At 65.3% G+C, this 18,286-nt stretch carries 16 protein-coding genes and 1 tRNA gene; 10 read left to right on the top strand and 7 right to left on the bottom strand.

Annotated features, from left to right (window positions below):
• Positions 1-76 precede the first annotated feature (76 nt).
• The gene (arsS, locus tag FBY03_RS15050; protein ID WP_218570786.1) at positions 77-1,045 is read right to left on the bottom strand and encodes an arsenosugar biosynthesis radical SAM (seleno)protein ArsS; all 969 of its coding nucleotides are present in this window, start codon (positions 1,043-1,045) and stop codon (positions 77-79) included.
• 159 nt (positions 1,046-1,204) lie between these two features.
• Between arsS and FBY03_RS15045 the strand changes: the two genes are divergently transcribed.
• Positions 1,205-1,624 (top strand): hypothetical protein, encoded by a 420-nt coding sequence (locus FBY03_RS15045; RefSeq protein WP_147173183.1) that lies wholly within the window; start codon positions 1,205-1,207, stop codon positions 1,622-1,624.
• Positions 1,625-1,687: 63 nt separating this feature from the next.
• Here FBY03_RS15045 and FBY03_RS15040 read toward each other — a convergent pair whose 3' ends face one another.
• Entirely contained in the window at positions 1,688-2,125 is a 438-nt protein-coding gene (locus FBY03_RS15040; RefSeq protein ID WP_147173182.1) for a carboxymuconolactone decarboxylase family protein, read from the bottom strand.
• Positions 2,126-2,238: 113 nt separating this feature from the next.
• Between FBY03_RS15040 and FBY03_RS15035 the strand changes: the two genes are divergently transcribed.
• Positions 2,239-3,660 carry a PLP-dependent aminotransferase family protein gene (locus FBY03_RS15035; RefSeq protein ID WP_147173181.1) on the top strand — a complete coding sequence of 474 codons (1,422 nt, stop codon included), beginning with the start codon at positions 2,239-2,241 and terminating at the stop codon, positions 3,658-3,660.
• 231 nt (positions 3,661-3,891) lie between these two features.
• On the opposite strand, the gene gabT is transcribed toward FBY03_RS15035, so the two are convergent.
• Both gabT and gabD read right to left on the bottom strand, forming a co-directional pair.
• Positions 3,892-5,172, bottom strand: coding sequence for a 4-aminobutyrate--2-oxoglutarate transaminase (gene gabT / locus FBY03_RS15030; protein ID WP_147173180.1), 1,281 nt, complete (start codon positions 5,170-5,172; stop codon positions 3,892-3,894).
• Positions 5,173-5,473: 301 nt separating this feature from the next.
• Positions 5,474-6,922, bottom strand: coding sequence for an NADP-dependent succinate-semialdehyde dehydrogenase (gabD, locus tag FBY03_RS15025; RefSeq protein WP_147173179.1), 1,449 nt, complete (start codon positions 6,920-6,922; stop codon positions 5,474-5,476).
• Between the two features lie 368 nt (positions 6,923-7,290).
• Between gabD and FBY03_RS15020 the strand changes: the two genes are divergently transcribed.
• A tRNA-Arg gene (locus FBY03_RS15020) sits at positions 7,291-7,367 on the top strand.
• A gap of 280 nt (positions 7,368-7,647) precedes the next feature.
• A complete protein-coding gene (locus FBY03_RS15015; protein WP_147173178.1) occupies positions 7,648-7,986 on the top strand; it encodes a carboxymuconolactone decarboxylase family protein in 339 nt (112 codons plus the stop codon).
• A gap of 106 nt (positions 7,987-8,092) precedes the next feature.
• Here the strand turns inward: FBY03_RS15015 and norR are convergent, their stop codons facing one another.
• Complete coding sequence (gene norR / locus FBY03_RS15010; RefSeq protein WP_147173177.1) at positions 8,093-9,652, bottom strand: nitric oxide reductase transcriptional regulator NorR; 1,560 nt, start codon at positions 9,650-9,652, stop codon at positions 8,093-8,095.
• A 212-nt stretch (positions 9,653-9,864) separates the two neighbouring features.
• On the opposite strand from norR, the gene hmpA reads away from it, so the two are divergent.
• The 3 genes from hmpA to FBY03_RS14995 all read left to right on the top strand — a co-directional run bounded on the left by hmpA (position 9,865) and on the right by FBY03_RS14995 (position 12,626).
• A complete protein-coding gene (gene hmpA, locus FBY03_RS15005) occupies positions 9,865-11,046 on the top strand; it encodes an NO-inducible flavohemoprotein (RefSeq protein ID WP_147173176.1) in 1,182 nt (393 codons plus the stop codon).
• Between the two features lie 148 nt (positions 11,047-11,194).
• Positions 11,195-11,449 carry a transmembrane sensor/regulator PpyR gene (locus FBY03_RS15000; protein ID WP_147173175.1) on the top strand — a complete coding sequence of 85 codons (255 nt, stop codon included), beginning with the start codon at positions 11,195-11,197 and terminating at the stop codon, positions 11,447-11,449.
• Positions 11,436-12,626, top strand: a complete 1,191-nt coding sequence (locus FBY03_RS14995; protein WP_147173174.1) for an NnrS family protein — start codon at positions 11,436-11,438, stop codon at positions 12,624-12,626. Before FBY03_RS15000 ends, FBY03_RS14995 begins: the two co-directional genes overlap by 14 nt.
• 10 nt (positions 12,627-12,636) lie before the next feature.
• Here the strand turns inward: FBY03_RS14995 and FBY03_RS14990 are convergent, their stop codons facing one another.
• Both FBY03_RS14990 and FBY03_RS14985 read right to left on the bottom strand, forming a co-directional pair.
• A complete protein-coding gene (locus FBY03_RS14990; protein ID WP_147173173.1) occupies positions 12,637-13,860 on the bottom strand; it encodes a CaiB/BaiF CoA-transferase family protein in 1,224 nt (407 codons plus the stop codon).
• Between the two features lie 119 nt (positions 13,861-13,979).
• Entirely contained in the window at positions 13,980-15,158 is a 1,179-nt protein-coding gene (locus FBY03_RS14985) for an acyl-CoA dehydrogenase (protein ID WP_147173172.1), read from the bottom strand.
• Between the two features lie 214 nt (positions 15,159-15,372).
• Here FBY03_RS14985 and FBY03_RS14980 point away from each other — a divergent pair, with 214 nt between their 5' ends.
• The 3 genes from FBY03_RS14980 to FBY03_RS14970 all read left to right on the top strand — a co-directional run bounded on the left by FBY03_RS14980 (position 15,373) and on the right by FBY03_RS14970 (position 18,285).
• Positions 15,373-16,281 carry a LysR family transcriptional regulator gene (locus tag FBY03_RS14980; RefSeq protein WP_147173171.1) on the top strand — a complete coding sequence of 303 codons (909 nt, stop codon included), beginning with the start codon at positions 15,373-15,375 and terminating at the stop codon, positions 16,279-16,281.
• A gap of 556 nt (positions 16,282-16,837) precedes the next feature.
• Entirely contained in the window at positions 16,838-17,959 is a 1,122-nt protein-coding gene (locus FBY03_RS14975; protein ID WP_147173170.1) for a Re/Si-specific NAD(P)(+) transhydrogenase subunit alpha, read from the top strand.
• A gap of 11 nt (positions 17,960-17,970) precedes the next feature.
• Positions 17,971-18,285 carry an NAD(P) transhydrogenase subunit alpha gene (locus FBY03_RS14970; RefSeq protein ID WP_025163588.1) on the top strand — a complete coding sequence of 105 codons (315 nt, stop codon included), beginning with the start codon at positions 17,971-17,973 and terminating at the stop codon, positions 18,283-18,285.
• Position 18,286 lies beyond the last annotated feature (1 nt).

Below are 18,286 nucleotides of genomic sequence, written 5' to 3'. Positions count from 1 at the left end.
CTCGACGAACCGACGTTAGCCACGCCGCCCGGCGATGGCGGCAACGCGCACAAAGCCTTGGCAGCCTGGCAACATCCTATGAGTTGAGCGCGCCACCACAGCTGGAGCCTTGCCCGGCGGTGCAGGCGAAGCAATGGTCGCGGGTGACTATCGGGGTGCCCTCCAGCGTGGCGCCGAGCAGGTCGCGCAGATGGGCACGCTGGCGACCGATCAGCTGCGTCGGCAACTCCAGCGGCAGGTCGAGCATCTGGTTGAAGTCGCAGTCATACAGGTAGCCTTGCCAGTCGACGCTGACCAGGCTGCGGCACATCACCCCAGGGAGGTTTTCCGCGCGGTAGCTGTCGCGCAGCAGTTGCATGTAGGCATTGAACTGGCCCTTGCTGACCAGGGTGCTGCCGAAACGCGCGATGGGCTGGTTGGTGATGGTCAGCAGGTGATTGAAGTGGATGCCGAAGTCTTCCGCCAGATGGCTTTTGTAATCGGCTTCGAGCTGCTGCTGCGGCGGCGGCAGGCTAGCGCCTTGCGGGTTGTACACCAGGTTGAGGATCAAGCCGCTGTCCGCCTGGCCGTAGCCCAGCGCATTGAGCCGCTGCAGGCCCCGGATACTGGCGTCGAACACGCCCTCGCCGCGCTGCTTGTCGACGTTATCGCGCGAATAACAGGGCAAGGAGGCGGTGACTTCCACGCCCTGCTCGGCGAGAAACTCGGCCAGGTCCTCGTAACCGGGCTCACTGAGGATGGTCAGGTTGCAGCGGTCGATCACCCGCAGGCCTTCGCGGCGGGCATGCACGACTATCTCGCGAAAGCGCGGGTGCATCTCCGGCGCGCCACCGGTCAGGTCCAGGGTCTGCACCGGATGAGCGTCGATCACCTGATGCAGCAGCGCCAGGCTGTCATCGGTCATCGCCTCGCTGCGGGTCGGCCCGGCGTTCACATGGCAGTGCAGGCAACGCTGGTTGCAGCGGTACGTCAGGTTGATCTGCAAAGCTTCCAACACACCCCGACGGATGGCCGGAAAGGCGAGCTGATCGAGCAGGGGGAGCATGGCGTGCACGGTACTTTCCTTGGCGAATACAGACTGTAGAGAACGCCCAGGTGTTTTTGTTACAGCTGGGCCTGATCGACAGCTCGGGCAATTGCTTATCGCCATCTTAGGCAGTTAAGGCAGAATCGGCTAACACCTCTCGGTCCCTGGAGACTGCCGATGCTGCGCCTGAGCCTGTTCTTCATTGCCGGTTTTCTCGCCGTGCCGTTCTTCCACCAGCCCGTGCTGGGCCTGCTGCATGCCTATGGGGTGGTGCCGTTCGCCCCCTTCAGCCTCAGCGCCAGTGCCCCGCTGGGCGTGCCGGCGTGGCTCTCCGCCTCGTTCTGGGGCGGCGTATGGGGCGTGCTGATGCTCAGCCTGCTGCGCTGGCAGGCGGACCAGCCACAACCCTGGCTCAAGGGCCTGCTGTTCGGCGGCATCGCCCTGACCGCCGTGGCGCTGCTGGTGGTGTTCCCGCTCAAGGGCCTGGGCTTCGACACGGCACTGCTGCCGGGGCGTTTTCTGATCGGTTTTCTACTGAATGCCGCCTGGGGCCTCGGCACCCTGATTTTCGCCCGCACCCTACTGGCGAAACGCTAGGGTCTGTTGCCGTTTCATTGCGAGCGAATGAAACAGCAACAGACCCTAGGCATGAGGTTCTCCTTACTCCGGCTGCAAGGCGAATCCGACCCCGAAGCGGTTCCAGGCATTGATGGTGCCGATGGCCAGGGTCAGGTCGACCACCTCCTTGTCGGTAAAGTGCTCGCGCAGCGCCTCGAACTGCGTCTGCGGCGCACCCTGCGTGGCCAACAGCGTCAGGCTCTCGGTCCAGGCCAGGGCGGCGCGCTCGCGCGGGGTGAAGAAGCCGGTCTCGCGCCACACGCTCACGCACTGCAGGCGTTGCTCGGTCTCGCCGGCCTGGCGCGCATCGTTGCTATGCATGTTCACGCAATAGGCGCAGCCGTTGAGCTGCGAGGCGCGCAGGCGCAGCAATTCCAGCAGGGACAGTTCCAGGCCGGACTTCTCCAGGGCCTGCTCCAGACCGATCATCGCCTTGTAGGCATCCGGGGACAGCTTGTACCAGTTGAGACGGGCGCTCATGGTCGATTCCTCTCTCTCTCAGGGCTCGCCCAGCGCGAACCATGGCGCTACTCTAAGTCGCCCTTTGGCTCCGGCGAATAGCCAATTTTTAGATTTTCCAGGTAACCAATTCAGTGGAACTGCACCTCGCCCTCGATGGCCGCCAGGATCTCGCTGGTCAGCTCTATCGACAGCTGCGCGCGGCCATTCTCGAGGGCCGTCTGGCCGCCGGCGACCGCCTGCCGCCGATGCGCTTTGTCGCCGAACGCCTGGCGGTGTCGCGCAAGACCGTCGGCGAAGCCTACGAGCGGCTGGCCGCCGAGGGTTTCCTGCAGGGCAAGGTCGGCAGCGGCACCTATGTCAGCAGCAACCTGGCGCCGGTCGAGCGCCCGCCCACGCCAACCGCCGCCCTGCAAGCCAACCCGCGCTGGCAAACGATCGCCGCCAACTGGCGCATGCCGGCGCAACTGCCGGCGCGCTACAGCTTCGCCGGCGGCACCACCGATAAACGCCGCTTCCCCTTCGACGCCTGGCGCACCTGCCTGCAGCGCGCCCTGCGCTTGCAGGCGCGCAGTCCGGCCTTCTATGCCGAGGCGCTCGGCTACCCGGAGCTGCGTCTGGCGATCTCGCGCTACCTGGCGATCAACCGGGCGGTGCGTTGCGACTGGCAGGACATCCTGGTCAGCCAGGGCGCGCAGCAGGCCATCGACCTGCTGGCTCGGGTGATGCTGACGCCGGGCGATCTGGCCGTGGTCGAGGAGCCCGGCTACCCGCCCGCGCGCATGGCCTTCGAGGCGGCCGGCGCCCGCGTACTCGGCGTACCGGTGGATCGCGAGGGGCTGCGCGTGGACTGCCTGCCGGAGCAGGCCAAGCTGGTCTACGTGACGCCCTCGCACCAGTTCCCGCTGGGCCAAGCGATGAGCCTGCCGCGCCGTCTGGCGCTGCTGGAGTGGGCGCGCAGCCGCCAGGCGCTGATCATCGAAGACGACTACGATGGCGAATACCGCTTCGACGGGCGTCCGCTGGAGTCCCTGCAGGGACTCGATCGCGAAGGCCGCGTCGCCTATATCGGCACCTTCTCCAAGACCCTGTTCCCCGAGTTGCGCCTCGGCTACCTGTTGATGCCAGCCGCCCTGCGCGGCGAACTCACGGCGGCCAAACAACTCGCCGACCAGCACAGTGAGAGCCTGCAGCAGATGGCGCTGGCGCACTTCATCGGCAACGGCGAATTCGCCAAACACACGCGGCGTCTGCAACGCGAATACGCCCAGCGGCGTCAGCGCCTGCTGAGCCGACTCGCGGGCGATCTGGCGCCCTGGCTGGAGGCCTTGCCGGCGGTGGCCGGCATCCACCTGGCCGCACGCCTGCGCCAACCGCTGGACTGCACCCGGCTGTGCGCGCAACTGGCCGAGCGCGGGGTGCTGCTGCTCGATCTCGCGCCCTTCTACGCCGAAGGCCCAGGCATGCCGGGGTTGCTGTTCGGTTTCGGCGCCATCGAAGCACAGGACATCGACCCGGCGCTGGATATTCTCTTGGGATTGCTGCGCCAGGCGTAGGGCAGGTTAGGCGCATGATCACGGGCTATCTGCTGATACCTAATCAGTTGCGCCATAACCCACCAGGTGGGTCAGGCCGATCACCGCTTGGTGGGTTACGCGGCGCACAAATTCCGCAGTAACTTCACCCACCCGTTTGGGCGCCATTAACCCACACGCGCTGCCAAGGCAAATTCCGGGTAAAAAAAGACCCGCCGAAGCGGGTCCAAGCAACGCCTGGCCTGGTGAGCCTCAGGCGAGTTCGTCGAAGCACTCGGCGATGATCGCCAGGCCCTTGTCCAACAATGCGTCTTCGGCGGTGATCGGCACCAGCACACGCAGCACGTTGCCGTAGGTACCGCAGGACAGCAGGATCAGGCCCTTGTCGCGCGCCTTGGCGACGACCTGGCCGACCAGTGCCGCGTTGGGCTTGTGCAGGTCGCCGCCTTCGAACAGCTCGACTGCGATCATCGCGCCCAGGGCGCGCACGTCGCCGATCGCCTTGTGTTTGCTCTGGATGGCCTTGAGGCCCGTGACCAGACGCTCACCGACCGCCTTGCAGCGCTCCAGCAGCTGCTCTTCCTCGAACACCTCCATCACCGCCAGGGCTGCGGCGCAGGCAACCGGGCTGCCGGCGTAGGTGCCGCCGAGGCCACCCGGAGCGATCGCATCCATGTATTCGGCCTTGCCGCACACTCCGGCCAGCGGGAAGCCGCCGGCGATCGACTTGGCGAAGGTGGTCAGGTCGGCGGCCACGCCCATCTGCTCCATGGCGAAGAAGGTGCCGGTGCGCCCGGCGCCGGTCTGCACTTCGTCGGCGATCAGCAGGATGCCGTGCTGGTCGCACAGCGCGCGCAGGCGCTGCATGAAGTCCTTCGGCGCGACGTAGAAGCCGCCTTCGCCCTGCACCGGCTCGATGATGATCGCGGCGATGTCGCGCGGTTCGGCGTCGTTCTTGAAGATCCGTTCGATGCTGGCCATGGCGTCGTCGCTGCTGACCCCATGCAGCGCGCAAGGGAACTGGGCACGGAACACGCCACCGGGCATCAGGCCCATGCCAGCCGAATAGGGCGCGACCTTGCCGGTCAGGCTCAGGGTCATCATGGTGCGACCGTGGTAACCGCCGGTGAAGGCGATCACTCCGGCGCGGCCGGTGGCGGCGCGGGCGATCTTCACCGCGTTCTCCACGGCTTCCGAGCCGGTGGTGACCAGCAGGGTTTTCTTGGCGAAGTCGCCCGGTACCTTGGCCGCGACTTTTTCGCAGACGTCCACATAGGGCTCGTAGGCCAGCACCTGGAAGCAGGTGTGGGTCAATTTGGTCAGCTGCTGCTGCACCGCGGCGATGATCTTCGGGTGCAGGTGACCGGTGTTGAGCACCGCGATGCCGCCGGCGAAGTCGATGAACTCACGGCCTTCGACGTCGGTGACCGTGGCGTTTTCCGCGTGGTCGGCGAAGATCGGGTGGATCTGCCCCACACCGCGCGGTACGGCGGCGGTGCGGCGTTGCATCAGGGATTCGTTGGTCTTGCTCATAAAAAGCTCCTCATTCGCCGCTCATCGGTCGGCGCAGTTCAAGGATTAACACAGCCGGGGAAAGGCGCGGGCAGCATACGATGATCGACTGCCTCGGCCCTGCCGACTGCTCAGGGTTCTTTGTTGCGGTGTCACCTGTGTTGCATTGTCACGGGCTGGCGTTGGGCCGCGAGCCTGAGCGCCTGAACGCGTACCGTGCGCAAGTCAAATAAAGCGACTGGACTCGAAAAGCGCCGTTGGCTGATGCCAATGAGCAGTTTGCCGAGTCCCGCCAACGCCGCACGAACGCGCGCTGCAGCGATTAGATGCCCAGGCAGAGGTACTTGATCTCCAGGTAATCCTCGATGCCGTACTTGGAGCCCTCACGGCCCAGGCCCGAGGCCTTGATACCGCCGAACGGCGCCACCTCGGTGGAGATGATCCCGGTGTTGATGCCGACGATGCCGTACTCCAGGGCCTCGGCCACGCGGAACACCCGGCCCAGGTCGCGGGCATAGAAGTAGGACGCCAGGCCAAACTCGGTGTCGTTGGACATGGCGATCACTTCGGCTTCGTCCTTGAAGCGGAACAGCGGCGCCAACGGACCGAAGGTCTCTTCCTTGGCCACCGCGGCGTTATTCGGCACGTCGATCAGGATAGTCGGTTCGAAGAAGCTGCCACCCAGGCTGTGCGGTTTGCCGCCGCTGAGCAGCTTGGCACCCTTGCTCACCGCATCGGCGATGTGTTCTTGCACCTTGGCCACCGCCTTCTCGTCGATCAGCGGACCGGTGGTGACACCGTCGTCCAGGCCGTTGCCGATCTTCAGCTTGGCCACCGCGGTTTTCAGCTTCTCGGCGAAGGCGTCGTACACACCGTCCTGTACGTACAGGCGATTGGCGCAGACGCAGGTCTGCCCGGCGTTGCGGTACTTGGAGGCCAGCGCGCCCTCGACTGCCGCATCCAGGTCGGCGTCGTCGAACACGATGAACGGCGCGTTGCCGCCCAGCTCCAGGGACACTTTCTTGATGTCCTTGGCGCACTCGGCCATCAACTGGCGACCGATCTCGGTCGAGCCGGTGAACGACAGCTTGCGCACGATCGGGTTGCTGGTCAGCTCGCCGCCGATGTCGCCGGCGCTGCCGGTGACCACGCTGAGCACACCCTTGGGGATACCGGCACGGTGTGCCAACTCGACCAGCGCCAGCGCCGAGAATGGCGTCTGCGACGCAGGCTTGATCACCATGGTGCAACCGGCGGCCAGGGCCGGGCCGGCTTTACGGGTGATCATCGCCGCCGGGAAGTTCCACGGGGTAATCGCCGCGGTCACGCCGATCGGCTGCTTGATCACGATCAGGCGCTTATCCGCCTGGTGACCGGGAATCACGTCGCCATAGATGCGCTTGGCTTCTTCGGCGAACCACTCGATAAAGGAGGCGGCGTAGGCGATCTCGCCCTTGGACTCGGCCAGCGGCTTGCCCTGCTCCAGGGTCATCAGGCGGCCGAGGTCGTCCTGGTTCTCCATCAACAATTCGAACCAGCGGCGCAGCTTGGTTGCACGCTCCTTGGCGGTCAGCGCACGCCAGGCGGGCAGAGCCTTATCGGCGGCCTCGATGGCGCGGCGGGTTTCGGCGGCGCCCATCTTCGGCACAGTGCCGATAATTTCGCCGGTGGCCGGGTTGTTGACCTTGAGGGTCTGGCCGCTGTCGGCGTCCAGCCAGGTGCCGTCGATGTAGGCTTGCTGACGGAACAGCTGGGTGTCTTTCAATTGCATGGCAGTCTCCTTAATCCCGACACCCAGGCGCCGGACGGTTGTAGTTGGGGTCATGGGCCTGTGCCCATAGAACGCTGGTGCGGCGAACACACCGCCTCGCGCTCAGGCATTTGGCGGCCCTGCAGAATTCGAGCGATCCAGGTCGTACAGAGTTCCGAACGACTTCCTCAAGAGCGTTTGAAATCTCAAACGAATCCTAGGGTCGTCGGGGGGAAAGGGCAATAGGATGTTCGAAAAAAAGAACGAAATATAGGGCCAGCTGCTATCTCCCGATCAATCCAGGGAATATCCACAGCATTCGTGCAGAATCGCGCACAATGCGCCGGCATGGACGCCCGGCGCAGAGGTGGGTATGATTGCGCCGCGCTGCACCAGTAGCTCAGCTGGATAGAGTACTGCCCTCCGAAGGCAGTGGTCGTGGGTTCGAATCCCGCCTGGTGCGCCATATAAAACAAGGCCTTAGGTGAAAACCTAGGGCCTTTTTTTGGTTTTGGCTTTGGTGCGCCCCGCGCCAGTGCAGTCGACAAGCTCGACGCTTAGGCGTTTTGGTGAAGCCGACCCAAGCCTGGTCTCTGCCGCACTCCGGCCCCCACGAGACACCCCCCGTCACCCCGCTAACCGCAACGCTCTCCACCGTCTGCTCAGCTCATCTGCTCTTCTGCCCAAGAGGGTTTACGCTGAACAGGGTAAACCCCCCGTTGCACATCCAACTCGTGGAGAGCCGCATGGACAGGAAGAGAAAACTCGACACCTATCAACGCTTCAAGCAGCAGCATCCGGATTACTTTGACGCCGTTGAGGCACTGGGCACTACTGTGCGCAATGCCGGCCCGCTGGACGAGCAGGCCGTGCAACTGGTGCAGCTCGCCGCCGCGGCGGCGATTCGCTCGGAGGGCGCGGTGCACAGCCATGTCAGGCGGGCCCTGGATGCCGGCGCGACCGAGGAGCAGATCCAGCACTGCCTGATCGCGCTGACCAGCACCATCGGTTTTCCCACCGTGGTCGCCGCGCTGAGCTGGGCGGGCGACGTGCTGGGGCGCGACGATACGCCGGGCGCCGACTAGCTAAGCGAGTAGAGCGTCAGCGAGGCGGCGTGGTTTAGCGCGACGCCTCGCCTTTCACTCATTGCCAGGCTCACCGACTCTGCCCCTTGGCGCCCGGCGCGAAACCTCACTTCAGGCCCAGGCGCTTGGCCAGCCGGCTCAGGTTGGCGCGGTCGATGCCCAGTTCGCGGGCGGTGTCGGCCCACTTGTGCTGGTGGCGCGCCAGGACTTCGCCGATCAGCTGTTTCTGGTAAGCATCCAGGGCGTCGCGCAGGGGCATGCCGGCCAGCGCATCCGACACCTGCAGGGGCGCCGGCTCGGCACTGGCCGGGCTGACGACATGCTTCGGCAGGTCCAGGCTCTGGCTGTCGATACTGAGGATGCGCGGGCGCTCGGCACAGGCCGACAAGGCCTTGAGCGCCGCGCGGCCGATCAGGTGTTCCAGCTCGCGCACGTTGCCCGGCCAGTCATGCGCCAGCAGCGCCTTCTGCGCATCGGCGGACAGGCGCAGGCTGCGCAGCCCCAGGCGCGCACGGTTCTCCTCGAGGAAGTAGCCGGCCAGCAGCAGTACATCGCGACCGCGTTCGCGCAGCGCCGGCACCCGCAACGGGTAGACGCTCAGGCGGTGATAGAGGTCGGCGCGAAAGCGTCCCGCGCGCACTTCTTCGGCCAGGTCGCGGTTGCTCGCCGCCAGCACGCGCACATCGACGCGGTGCTCGCGGTCCGAGCCGACCCGCTGCAACTGCCCGCTCTGCAGTACCCGCAGCAGTTTGGCCTGTACCGCCAGCGGCAGTTCGCCGACCTCATCGAGAAACAATGTGCCGCCGTCGGCCAGTTCGAACTTGCCGCTGCGCTCGTTGATCGCGCCGGAAAACGCCCCGCGCACATGACCGAACAACTCACTCTCGACCAGGGTGTCCGGCAATGCGGCGCAGTTGAGGCTGATCAACGGGCGCTTGGCGCGCGGCGAAGCGGCATGCAGAGCCTCGGCCACCAGCTCCTTGCCGACCCCGGTTTCGCCGCTGATCAGCACGCTCAGCTCGCTGTCGCCGACCAGGGCGATCTCCTGCTGCAAGTGCTTATGGCTGGGGCTCTGGCCGATCAGCTCGCGCGGGCGGTGCTGGCCGGCGGCTTGCTTGTAGACCTCGGCCAGCTGATGTTCGTCCTCGACCCGACGCAGCAGCCGGTTGATCCGTTCGTTGGCCATCACGGTGGCGGCGGCCAGGCTGGCGAAAGCCTCCAGGGTGTCCAGGTCGACGCTGCCGAAACTCGCCGGATCGAGGGAATCCAGGGTCAACAGGCCCCACAGCGTGTCCTGTAGATACAGCGGACAACCCAGGCAGTCGTGCACCTCCAGATGGCCGCGATGCCCCTCGACCAGGCCATCGTAGGGGTCGGGCAGGCCACAGTCGGTGGCGAAGCGGGTCGGTCCGCGACGCTCGAGCAGCGCCTGCAGCCGTGGGTGTTCACTGACCCTGAAGCGCCGGCCGAGGGTATCGGCGCTCAGCCCCTCGACCGACAACGGCACCAGCACCTCGCCCTCGAGCTTGAGCAGCGCCACCGCATCGCAGGGCAGCAACTGGCGCAGGGCGAGCAACAGGCGCCGATAGCGCTCGGCCTCGGGCAATTCGCGGGACAGGTCGGCGACCAGCGGGATCAGTGCGGTGAGCAAGGGGCTAGCGGTCATAAAGACTACTCGGAGTCATAAAGACTCTTTATCGCTTATTGTCATAAAGACTACACAACAAATAAGCCATTGAAATTTAAAGATAAAAATACTGGCATGTTTTCTGTAAGTAATAGATCAGAAGCAATCAACTTAACACGTGGCTGGCCCGCAGCCGAATTGCGCCAGCGGCCACCACGAGCAGAATCGACCACTCGCAGAGGAACGCAAACATGCTCTCAGCCCAACACCGCAGCCTGATCAAAGCCACTGTACCGCTGCTGGAAACCGGCGGCGAAGCCCTGACCCGGCATTTCTACAGCATCATGTTCGCCGAATACCCAGAGGTGCGCGCCCTGTTCAACCAGGCTCACCAGAGCAGCGGCGAACAACAACGCGCCCTGGCCAACGCCGTGCTGATGTACGCCCGGCATATAGACCGGCTGGAAGCCCTCGGCCCGCTGGTCGGACAGATCGTCAACAAGCACGTGTCGCTGCAGATCCTCCCCGAACACTACCCGATAGTCGGCAGCTGCCTGCTGCGGGCGATTCGCGAAGTGCTGGGTGCCGAGATCGCCACCGACGAGGTGATCGACGCCTGGGCCGCGGCTTACGGCCAACTGGCCGACATCCTGATCGGCGCGGAAGAAAGCGCTTACGCGGCCAACGCCGAGGCGCCCGGTGGCTGGCGTGGCGCGCGCTGGTTCCGTCTGGCCGGCAAGGTCGCGGAAAGCGAGGAAATCGTCTCCCTGCACCTGCAGCCGGAAGACGGCGGCGCGCTGCTTGAGTTTCATCCGGGTCAGTACATCGGGCTGCGTTTGCACCTGGACGGCGAGGAAGAACGCCGTAACTACTCGCTGTCGGCGCTCGGCGATGGCCGCGAGTACCGCATCAGCGTCAAGCGCGAGGCGGGCGGCAAGGTGTCCAACTACCTGCACGATCAACTGCAAGTCGGCGACCGCCTGGAGCTGTTCCCGCCGGCCGGCGATTTCGTCCTGCGGCCGTCGAGCAAGCCGCTGGTGCTGATCAGCGCCGGCGTCGGCATCACCCCGGCCGTGAGCATGCTCGAGGCCGCGCGTGACAGCGGCCGGGCGATTCACTTTATCCACTGCGCGCGACATGCCGGGGTGCATGCCTTCCGCGACTGGGTGCAGGCGCAATCCGCGGCACATCCGCAGGTGCAGCACTTCTATTGCTACAGCGAACCGCGCGCAGACGACCAGTCGCACGCCGTGGGCTTTCTCAGCCAGGCGCAACTGGCCGAATGGCTACCCGAAGAGCGTGACCTGGACGCTTACTTCCTCGGCCCCAAGCCCTTCATGGCCCAGGTGAAGAAGCACCTGCGCGAACTCGGCGTACCGGAAAGCCAGAGTCACTATGAGTTCTTTGGCCCGGCCAGTGCGCTAGACAGTTAAACCACAGGGGCGAGTGACCTGTACGGCTGGTTGGTTAACTCGAGTTCGGATGGCTGAGGCCCTGAGGCAATGCAATACCGGGGACGCAGACGCCGAAACTGACTAACCGAACTGGCCGCACAGGCCACTGGATTCCCGGGAGGCGGTCATGTCCGATTTCTTCACCTGCCCCGTGCGGGCGTTACGCTTGGCCAATCGGCTGCTGGTCGCGGGTCTGCTGTTGCTGTTGATCGGCCTGTTCGCCGCCTATGGCCTGGACGCCTATCTCGGCCTGCGCCTGCTGGTCGGCGCCCATGCGCTGACCATCCTCGGGCCGAGCCTGCTGAAACTCGGCTATGTGCTGCGCCTGGCGGCGCAGCAGCAACTGAACAGACCAGGAGCGCCCTGCTGTGCTACTGCGTGATCGCACTCGCGAATTGTCTATAGCGCCGTTCTGGCGCCTGGGCTTTCGCCCATTCTTCCTGGCCGGCGGCGCCTTCGCCCTGCTGGCCATCGGCATCTGGATCGCCCACCTGCTCGGCTATCTGCCCGCCTGGCAACCACGGGGTGGCAGCCTGGCCTGGCACCGCCACGAGATGCCGTTCGGCTTCGGCGTGGCGATCATCGCCGGCTTTCTGCTGACTGCGGTACAGAACTGGACCGGTCGCCCCGGTCTGTCCGGCGCGCCGCTGGCGGCGCTGTTCGGGCTCTGGCTACTCGCCCGCCTGGTCTGGCTGGTCGGCGCGCCGCTGGGTCTGTTGCTGGCCGTGCAACTGCCGTTTCTGCCGCTGGTGGCCTGGGTCGTGGGCCGCCAGTTGCTGGCGGCCGGGCAACGGCGCAACTACCCGCTGGTGCTGGTCCTGCTGCTATTGGCTGGCTGCGAGTACGTGTTGCTGTATGGCCTGGCGCTGGGCGACGAGAGCCTGCAGCGGCGCGGCGCACTGGCCGGCCTGTGGCTGCTAGGCGCACTGGTCAACATCATCGGCGGTCGGGTGATTCCCTTCTTCACCCAGCGCGGGGTGGGCCGGATAAGCGCATGCGCGCCGCAGCCGCGCCTGGATCTGCTGGTCATGCTGCTGTCGCTGGGCGCCGCCCTGTCGTTCGCCCTGGGCCACAAGCTGCAGCCCCAGCCCTGGCTGGCCCCGCTGTTTCTGACGTTGACGCTGTTGCACGGCCTGCGCCTGCTGCACTGGTTCGACCCCGGCATCCGTCGCGTGCCGTTGCTCTGGTCGCTGCACGCGGCCTATGCCTGGCTGCCGGTGGCCACGCTCGGCCTGGCGCTGTGGCACCTGGGACTACTAGATCAGGCCAGCCTGGGCCATCACGCCCTGGCGGTCGGCGCGGTGGCAGGAGTGATTCTGGCGATGCTCGCGCGGGTCAGCCTCGGCCATACCGGCCGCCCGCTGCAGGCACCGCGGGCGATGAGCTGGGCCTTCGCCAGCCTGCAACTGGCGGCGCTGCTGCGCGTGCTGCTGGTGCCCTGGGCGCCGCTCAGCGGTCTAGGGCTTTCCAGTGCATGCTGGATGCTGGCGTTCGCCCTGTTCCTGCGCCATTACGCGGCGCTGTTCTGGCGCCCACGAGTGGATGGCCAGCCTGGCTGAGTCGCCCGGCTCAGAGCACCCCGGTCTGACGCAGCGCGGCGATCTGCTCGGCGCTCATGCCCAGCCACTGGCGCAATACCTGCTCGGTGTGTTCGCCGAGCAGGGGCGGCGCATTGCGGTATTGCACCGGGGTTTCGGACAGCCGAATCGGGCTGGCCACCTGCGGCACGCTGCCGGCCAGGGGGTGCGGCAGATCGATACGCAGACCACGCGCCAGCACCTGCGGGTCGGCGAACATCTGCTGCAGGTCGTTGATCGGCCCGCAGGGCACGCCGGCCTTTTCCAGGGCAGTCACCCACTCACTGGTGGTCTTGAACACCGTGGCCTGGCGGATCAGCGGGATCAGCTCGGCGCGGTGAGCGACGCGCGCCTTATTGGTGGCAAAACGCGGGTCGTCGGTCAAAGCCGTAAGGCCGGCGACCTCGCAAAATTTACGGAACTGGCCGTCATTGCCGACCGTGAGGATGAAGTCGCCGTCGGCGCTGGGGAAGTCCTGGTAGGGCACGATATTCGGATGGGCATTGCCCAGGCGCCGTGGCGGCGTGCCGGTGGTCAGGTAATTCATCGCCTGGTTGGCCAGGCAGGCGACCTGCACGTCGAGCAGCGCCATGTCGATGTGCTGTCCCTTGCCGGTCTGCTCGCGGCTGGCCAGGGCGGCGAGCATCGCCGCGGTGGAATACAGCCCGGTGAGGATATCGGTCAGCGCGACGCCGACCTTGACCGGCCCGGCGCCCGCCTCGCCTTCCGGGCGTCCGGTCAGGCTCATCAACCCGCCGAGGCCCTGGATCATGAAGTCGTAGCCGGCGCGTTTGGCATAGGGGCCATCCTGGCCGAAACCGGTGATCGAGCAATAGATCAGCCGCGGATTGAGCGCCTTCAAGCTGGCGTAATCGAGGCCGTAGGCGGCCAGGCCGCCGACCTTGAAGTTCTCGATGAGGATGTCGGATTTCGCCGCCAGCTCGCGGACGATGCGCTGCCCCTCGGCCTGGGTGAAGTCGAGGGTCAGCGACTGCTTGTTGCGGTTGGCGGCCAGGTAGTAGGCCGCCTCCGTGGTGTTCTCGCCCTGCGGGTTCTGCAGGAACGGCGGGCCCCAGTGGCGGGTGTCGTCACCCGTGCCGGGGCGCTCGACCTTGACCACCTCGGCGCCGAGGTCGGCGAGAATCTGCCCGGCCCAGGGCCCGGCGAGCACACGGGAGAGATCGAGTACGCGGATATGGGACAGGGCGCCGGACATGGGATTCTCACACTAGAGAGTGGGCGTAGGCTGGGTAGAGCGCAGCGAAACCCAGCTGGATTGCCTGACAGCTGGGTTTCGGCAAAAAACGCCTCTACCCAGCCTACGGCGTGAACCGCTTAGAAAAACGCCTGGATGCCGGTCTGCGCGCGACCGAGGATCAGCGCGTGGACGTCGTGGGTGCCCTCGTAGGTATTCACCACTTCCAGGTTGACCAGGTGCCGGGCCACGCCGAACTCGTCGCTGATGCCGTTGCCGCCAAGCATGTCGCGGGCCAGGCGGGCGATCTCCAGGGACTTGCCGCAGCTGTTGCGCTTCATGATCGAGGTGATCTCCACCGCGGCCGTGCCTTCGTCCTTCATCCGCCCGAGGCGCAGGCAACCTTGCAGGGCCAGGGTGATCTCGGTCTGCATGTCGGCCAGCTTCTTCTGGATCAGCTGGTTGGCGGCCAGGGGCCGACCGAACTGCTGGCGGTCCAGCACGTACTGGCGCGCGGTGTGCCAGCAGTCTTCGGCGGCGCCCAGGGCGCCCCAGCTGATGCCGTAGCGGGCCGAGTTGAGGCAGGTGAACGGACCCTTGAGGCCGCGCACGTCGGGGAAGGCGTTCTCTTCCGGGCAGAACACGTTGTCCATGACGATTTCGCCGGTGATCGAGGCGCGCAGGCCGACCTTGCCGTGGATCGCCGGGGCGCTCAGGCCCTGCCAACCCTTCTCCAGGACGAAGCCACGGATCTCGCCGGCATCGTCCTTGGCCCAGACCACGAACACATCGGCGATGGGCGAGTTGGTGATCCACATCTTGCTGCCGGACAGACGATAACCGCCGTCGACCTTCTTCGCCCGGCAGATCATCGAACCCGGGTCGGAGCCGTGGTTCGGCTCGGTCAGGCCGAAGCAGCCGATCCACTCACCGCTGGCCAGCTTGGGCAGGTACTTCTGCTTGGTCGCCTCGTTGCCGAACTCGAAGATCGGCACCATCACCAGGGACGACTGCACGCTCATCATCGAGCGGTAGCCGGAGTCGACCCGTTCCACCTCGCGGGCGATCAGCCCGTAGCACACGTAGTTCAGGCCGCTGCCGCCGTAGGCTTCCGGGATGGTCGCACCGAGCAGGCCGGTGTCGCCCATCTCGCGGAAGATCGCCGGGTCGGTCTGCTCGTGGCGGAAGGCTTCCAGCACGCGCGGGGCCAGTTTGTCGGCGGCGAACTGTTGGGCGCTGTCGCGCACCATGCGTTCTTCTTCAGTCAATTGCTGATCGAGCAGCAGCGGGTCGATCCAGTTGAAGCTTGCCTTGGCCATCGCGGTAACCTCGAAAACACTAGGGAGAGTGGCTGGGCGCCGTTGCTCACAGCATCGCGGCAAGCGCCGCTCCCAATGGAGAACATGAGCATTAATCCTAGGCCTGGGAGGCGGGCCGTGCAAACGAGGATTTCGCACGCTGTTGTGCATATTACTCACTTCGAGATAGCTTTAGCCTAGACAAACAGCCTGCAAACATGAGAGTGCCGCACAGATGCGTCGCAAGATCCCCAGCACCACCGCCCTGGTCGCTTTCGAGTCGGCCGCGCGCCACCAGAGCTTCACCAAGGCCGCCGCAGAGCTGGCGCTGACCCAGAGCGCCATTTGTCGCCAAGTCGCCAGCCTGGAAGAGTTTCTCAACGTCGAACTGTTCCGCCGCTCGCGACGCGGGGTGAAACTCACCGAGGCCGGGCTGTCCTATGCACGGCGCGTCGCCAGCCAACTCGATGCGGTGGAGCGCGACACCCTGGCCATCATGGGCCAGCAGGGCGCAATGAATATCGAGCTGGCGGTGGTGCCGACCTTCGGCACCCAGTGGCTGCTGCCCCGGTTGAAGGACTTCCAGCGCCTGCATCCGCAGGTCACGGTCAACCTGACCAACCGCACCCGGCCCTTTCTGTTTGCCGACACCGAGTTCGATGCGGCGGTCTATTTCGGCGACGGCGACTGGTCGGGCACCGTGGCCTACCCGCTGATGCGCGAGAACCCGATGCCGGTGTGCAGCCCGGCGCTGCTCGCGGGACGCAGGCAACTCAGTGCCGAACAGATCGCCGAGTTACCCCTGCTGCAACAAACCACACGGCCCTACGCCTGGCGCCAGTGGTTCACTTCGCTCGGCTTGAACACCCCCAGGGACATGCGCGGGCCGCGTTACGAGTTGTTTTCCATGCTCGCCCAGGCGGCCATGCACGACATGGGCGTGGCCCTGATTCCACCTTTCCTGATTCAACGCGAGCTGGCCGAGGGCCGCCTGATGCTGGCACTGGAGCATGCCTGCGCCAATGACAAGGCCTATTACCTGATCATCCCCGAACGTAAAGTCGAGTCCGCTGGACTGCTAAGCTTTCGCGATTGGTTGGTACAACAGGCACAGCGCTATGCAGCCACCTGCGGGCTGGGGTAGCCCGCACCGTGCAAAATATCGCCATGTAGTCAGGCCGTTGCTGGGCGACATCGTTTTCACCAATTGCGTCATCCGCGTGGCTACAACCCAGGAGCGGCCTAACACACAGCGTTGTTGACCCCGTAGTCAACAACCTTGCCCACTACAATCACTGCGTTTGATATACCCTTGCGGCGTTTTATTTACTGCACAGCAAAAGCCCTACAGGCCCTGCAAATGCTGACACCTACGCGCAATCATCGAACAGCGGGCCTGATCCATGGAGCAGCATTCATGACAAGGATGCCAATAACCGCTAAAGAAGCCCTCGAATGACCCGCAGGCGTTGCGGCACTAGCCCTCGGCAAAAAAAATTGAACACGAAGTCAAAGTATGACCTGTAGTTATCTCCAGGTTTTGCTCCAGAACTTCTTGAAGGGCTCGCCCTTCGCCTGCAAAATGCCGCGCCCCGCCTTGGCTGCAGGATCTGCCCTGGCGAGTTTGTGATGATCCCCTCTCGCCAGCGCGCCATCCGCAGTGCGCCGGTTCACTAAAAAGATCACGCAGGAGATTTGAAGTGCACATCGGTGTTCCTCTCGAAACCCATGCCGGCGAGACGCGGGTTGCCGCGACTCCCGAGACCATTAAGAAGCTGATCGGCCAAGGCCATCAGGTGACCGTGCAGAGCGGTGCGGGCGTTAGCGCCAGCATCCCCGACAGCGCCTACGCCGCAGCCGGCGCAACTATCGGCAACGAGGCGGCCGCCTTCGGCGCCGAATTGGTACTGAAAGTCACCGCGCCAAACGATGGCGAACTGGCGCTGATGCAAACCGGCGCCGCGCTGGTCGGCATGCTCAACCCGTTCAGCAACGAGACCATCGCCCGGATGAGCGCGCGCGGCATCACCGCCTTCGCCCTCGAAGCCGCGCCGCGCACCTCGCGTGCGCAGAGCCTCGATGTGCTGTCGTCGCAGGCCAACATCGCCGGTTACAAGGCCGTGCTGCTGGCCGCGCATCACTATCCGCGCTTCATGCCGATGCTGATGACGGCTGCCGGTACGGTGAAAGCCGCGCGCATCCTGATCCTCGGCGCCGGCGTCGCCGGCCTGCAGGCCATCGCCACGGCCAAGCGCCTGGGCGCGGTGATCGAGGCGTCTGACGTGCGTCCGGCGGTGAAGGAGCAGATCGAGTCACTCGGCGCCAAGTTCGTCGACGTGCCGTTCGAGACCGATGAAGAGCGCGAGTGCGCCGAAGGCGTCGGCGGCTACGCGCGGCCGATGCCGGCCTCGTGGATGGAGCGTCAGGCCAAGGCGGTGCACGAGCGCGCCAAACAGGCCGACATCGTCATCACCACCGCGCTGATTCCGGGGCGCAAGGCACCGACCCTGCTGCACGCGGCCACGGTTGAAGAAATGAAACCCGGCTCGGTGATCATCGACCTGGCGGCCGCTCAGGGTGGCAACTGCCCGCTGACCGAAGCCGAACAGGTGGTGATCAAGCACGGCGTGACCATCGTCGGCCACAGCAACCTGGCCGCTATGGTGCCGGCCGATGCCTCGGCCCTGTATGCACGCAACCTGCTGGACTTCCTCAAGCTGGTAATCGACGGCGACGGCAAGTTCCACCTCAACCTCGAAGACGACATCGTCGCCGCGTGCCTGATGTGCCGCGACGGCCAAGTCGTCCGGACCAACGGCTAAGGAGTAGAGACATGGATCTGATTTCCGACGGCATCTACAACCTGATCATCTTCGCGCTGGCCATCTACGTCGGCTACCACGTGGTATGGAACGTCACCCCGGCCCTGCACACCCCGCTGATGGCGGTGACCAACGCCATCTCGGCGATCGTCATCGTCGGCGCCATGCTGGCCGCCGCCCTGACCGTGACCCCACTGGGCAAGCTGATGGGCACCCTGGCCGTGGCGCTGGCCGCGGTCAACGTCTTCGGTGGCTTCCTGGTCACCCGACGCATGCTGGAAATGTTCAAGAAGAAGGCGCCGAAGGCGCAGGCGGGGAAGCACTGAT

Origin of the sequence: Pseudomonas sp. SJZ079 (genome assembly GCF_007993865.1) — a bacterium.
Classification (GTDB): domain Bacteria; phylum Pseudomonadota; class Gammaproteobacteria; order Pseudomonadales; family Pseudomonadaceae; genus Aquipseudomonas.
The sequence above is the reverse complement of the archived record's forward strand: the minus strand, read 5'-3'. Positions and strand labels throughout refer to the sequence as shown.

What these genes read in the sequence shown, in the direction of transcription:
- norR (WP_147173177.1), bottom strand. Translation starts at nt 9,652, where the DNA reads ATGACCGCTAGCCCCTTGCTCACCGCACTGATCCCGCTGGTCGCCGAC.
- arsS (WP_218570786.1), bottom strand. Translation starts at nt 1,045, where the DNA reads ATGCTCCCCCTGCTCGATCAGCTCGCCTTTCCGGCCATCCGTCGGGGT.
- FBY03_RS15040 (WP_147173182.1), bottom strand. Translation starts at nt 2,125, where the DNA reads ATGAGCGCCCGTCTCAACTGGTACAAGCTGTCCCCGGATGCCTACAAG.
- gabT (WP_147173180.1), bottom strand. Translation starts at nt 5,172, where the DNA reads ATGAGCAAGACCAACGAATCCCTGATGCAACGCCGCACCGCCGCCGTA.
- FBY03_RS14980 (WP_147173171.1), top strand. Translation starts at nt 15,373, where the DNA reads ATGCGTCGCAAGATCCCCAGCACCACCGCCCTGGTCGCTTTCGAGTCG.
- FBY03_RS14985 (WP_147173172.1), bottom strand. Translation starts at nt 15,158, where the DNA reads ATGGCCAAGGCAAGCTTCAACTGGATCGACCCGCTGCTGCTCGATCAG.
- FBY03_RS15045 (WP_147173183.1), top strand. Translation starts at nt 1,205, where the DNA reads ATGCTGCGCCTGAGCCTGTTCTTCATTGCCGGTTTTCTCGCCGTGCCG.
- FBY03_RS14970 (WP_025163588.1), top strand. Translation starts at nt 17,971, where the DNA reads ATGGATCTGATTTCCGACGGCATCTACAACCTGATCATCTTCGCGCTG.
- FBY03_RS15015 (WP_147173178.1), top strand. Translation starts at nt 7,648, where the DNA reads ATGGACAGGAAGAGAAAACTCGACACCTATCAACGCTTCAAGCAGCAG.
- FBY03_RS15000 (WP_147173175.1), top strand. Translation starts at nt 11,195, where the DNA reads ATGTCCGATTTCTTCACCTGCCCCGTGCGGGCGTTACGCTTGGCCAAT.
- gabD (WP_147173179.1), bottom strand. Translation starts at nt 6,922, where the DNA reads ATGCAATTGAAAGACACCCAGCTGTTCCGTCAGCAAGCCTACATCGAC.
- hmpA (WP_147173176.1), top strand. Translation starts at nt 9,865, where the DNA reads ATGCTCTCAGCCCAACACCGCAGCCTGATCAAAGCCACTGTACCGCTG.
- FBY03_RS14990 (WP_147173173.1), bottom strand. Translation starts at nt 13,860, where the DNA reads ATGTCCGGCGCCCTGTCCCATATCCGCGTACTCGATCTCTCCCGTGTG.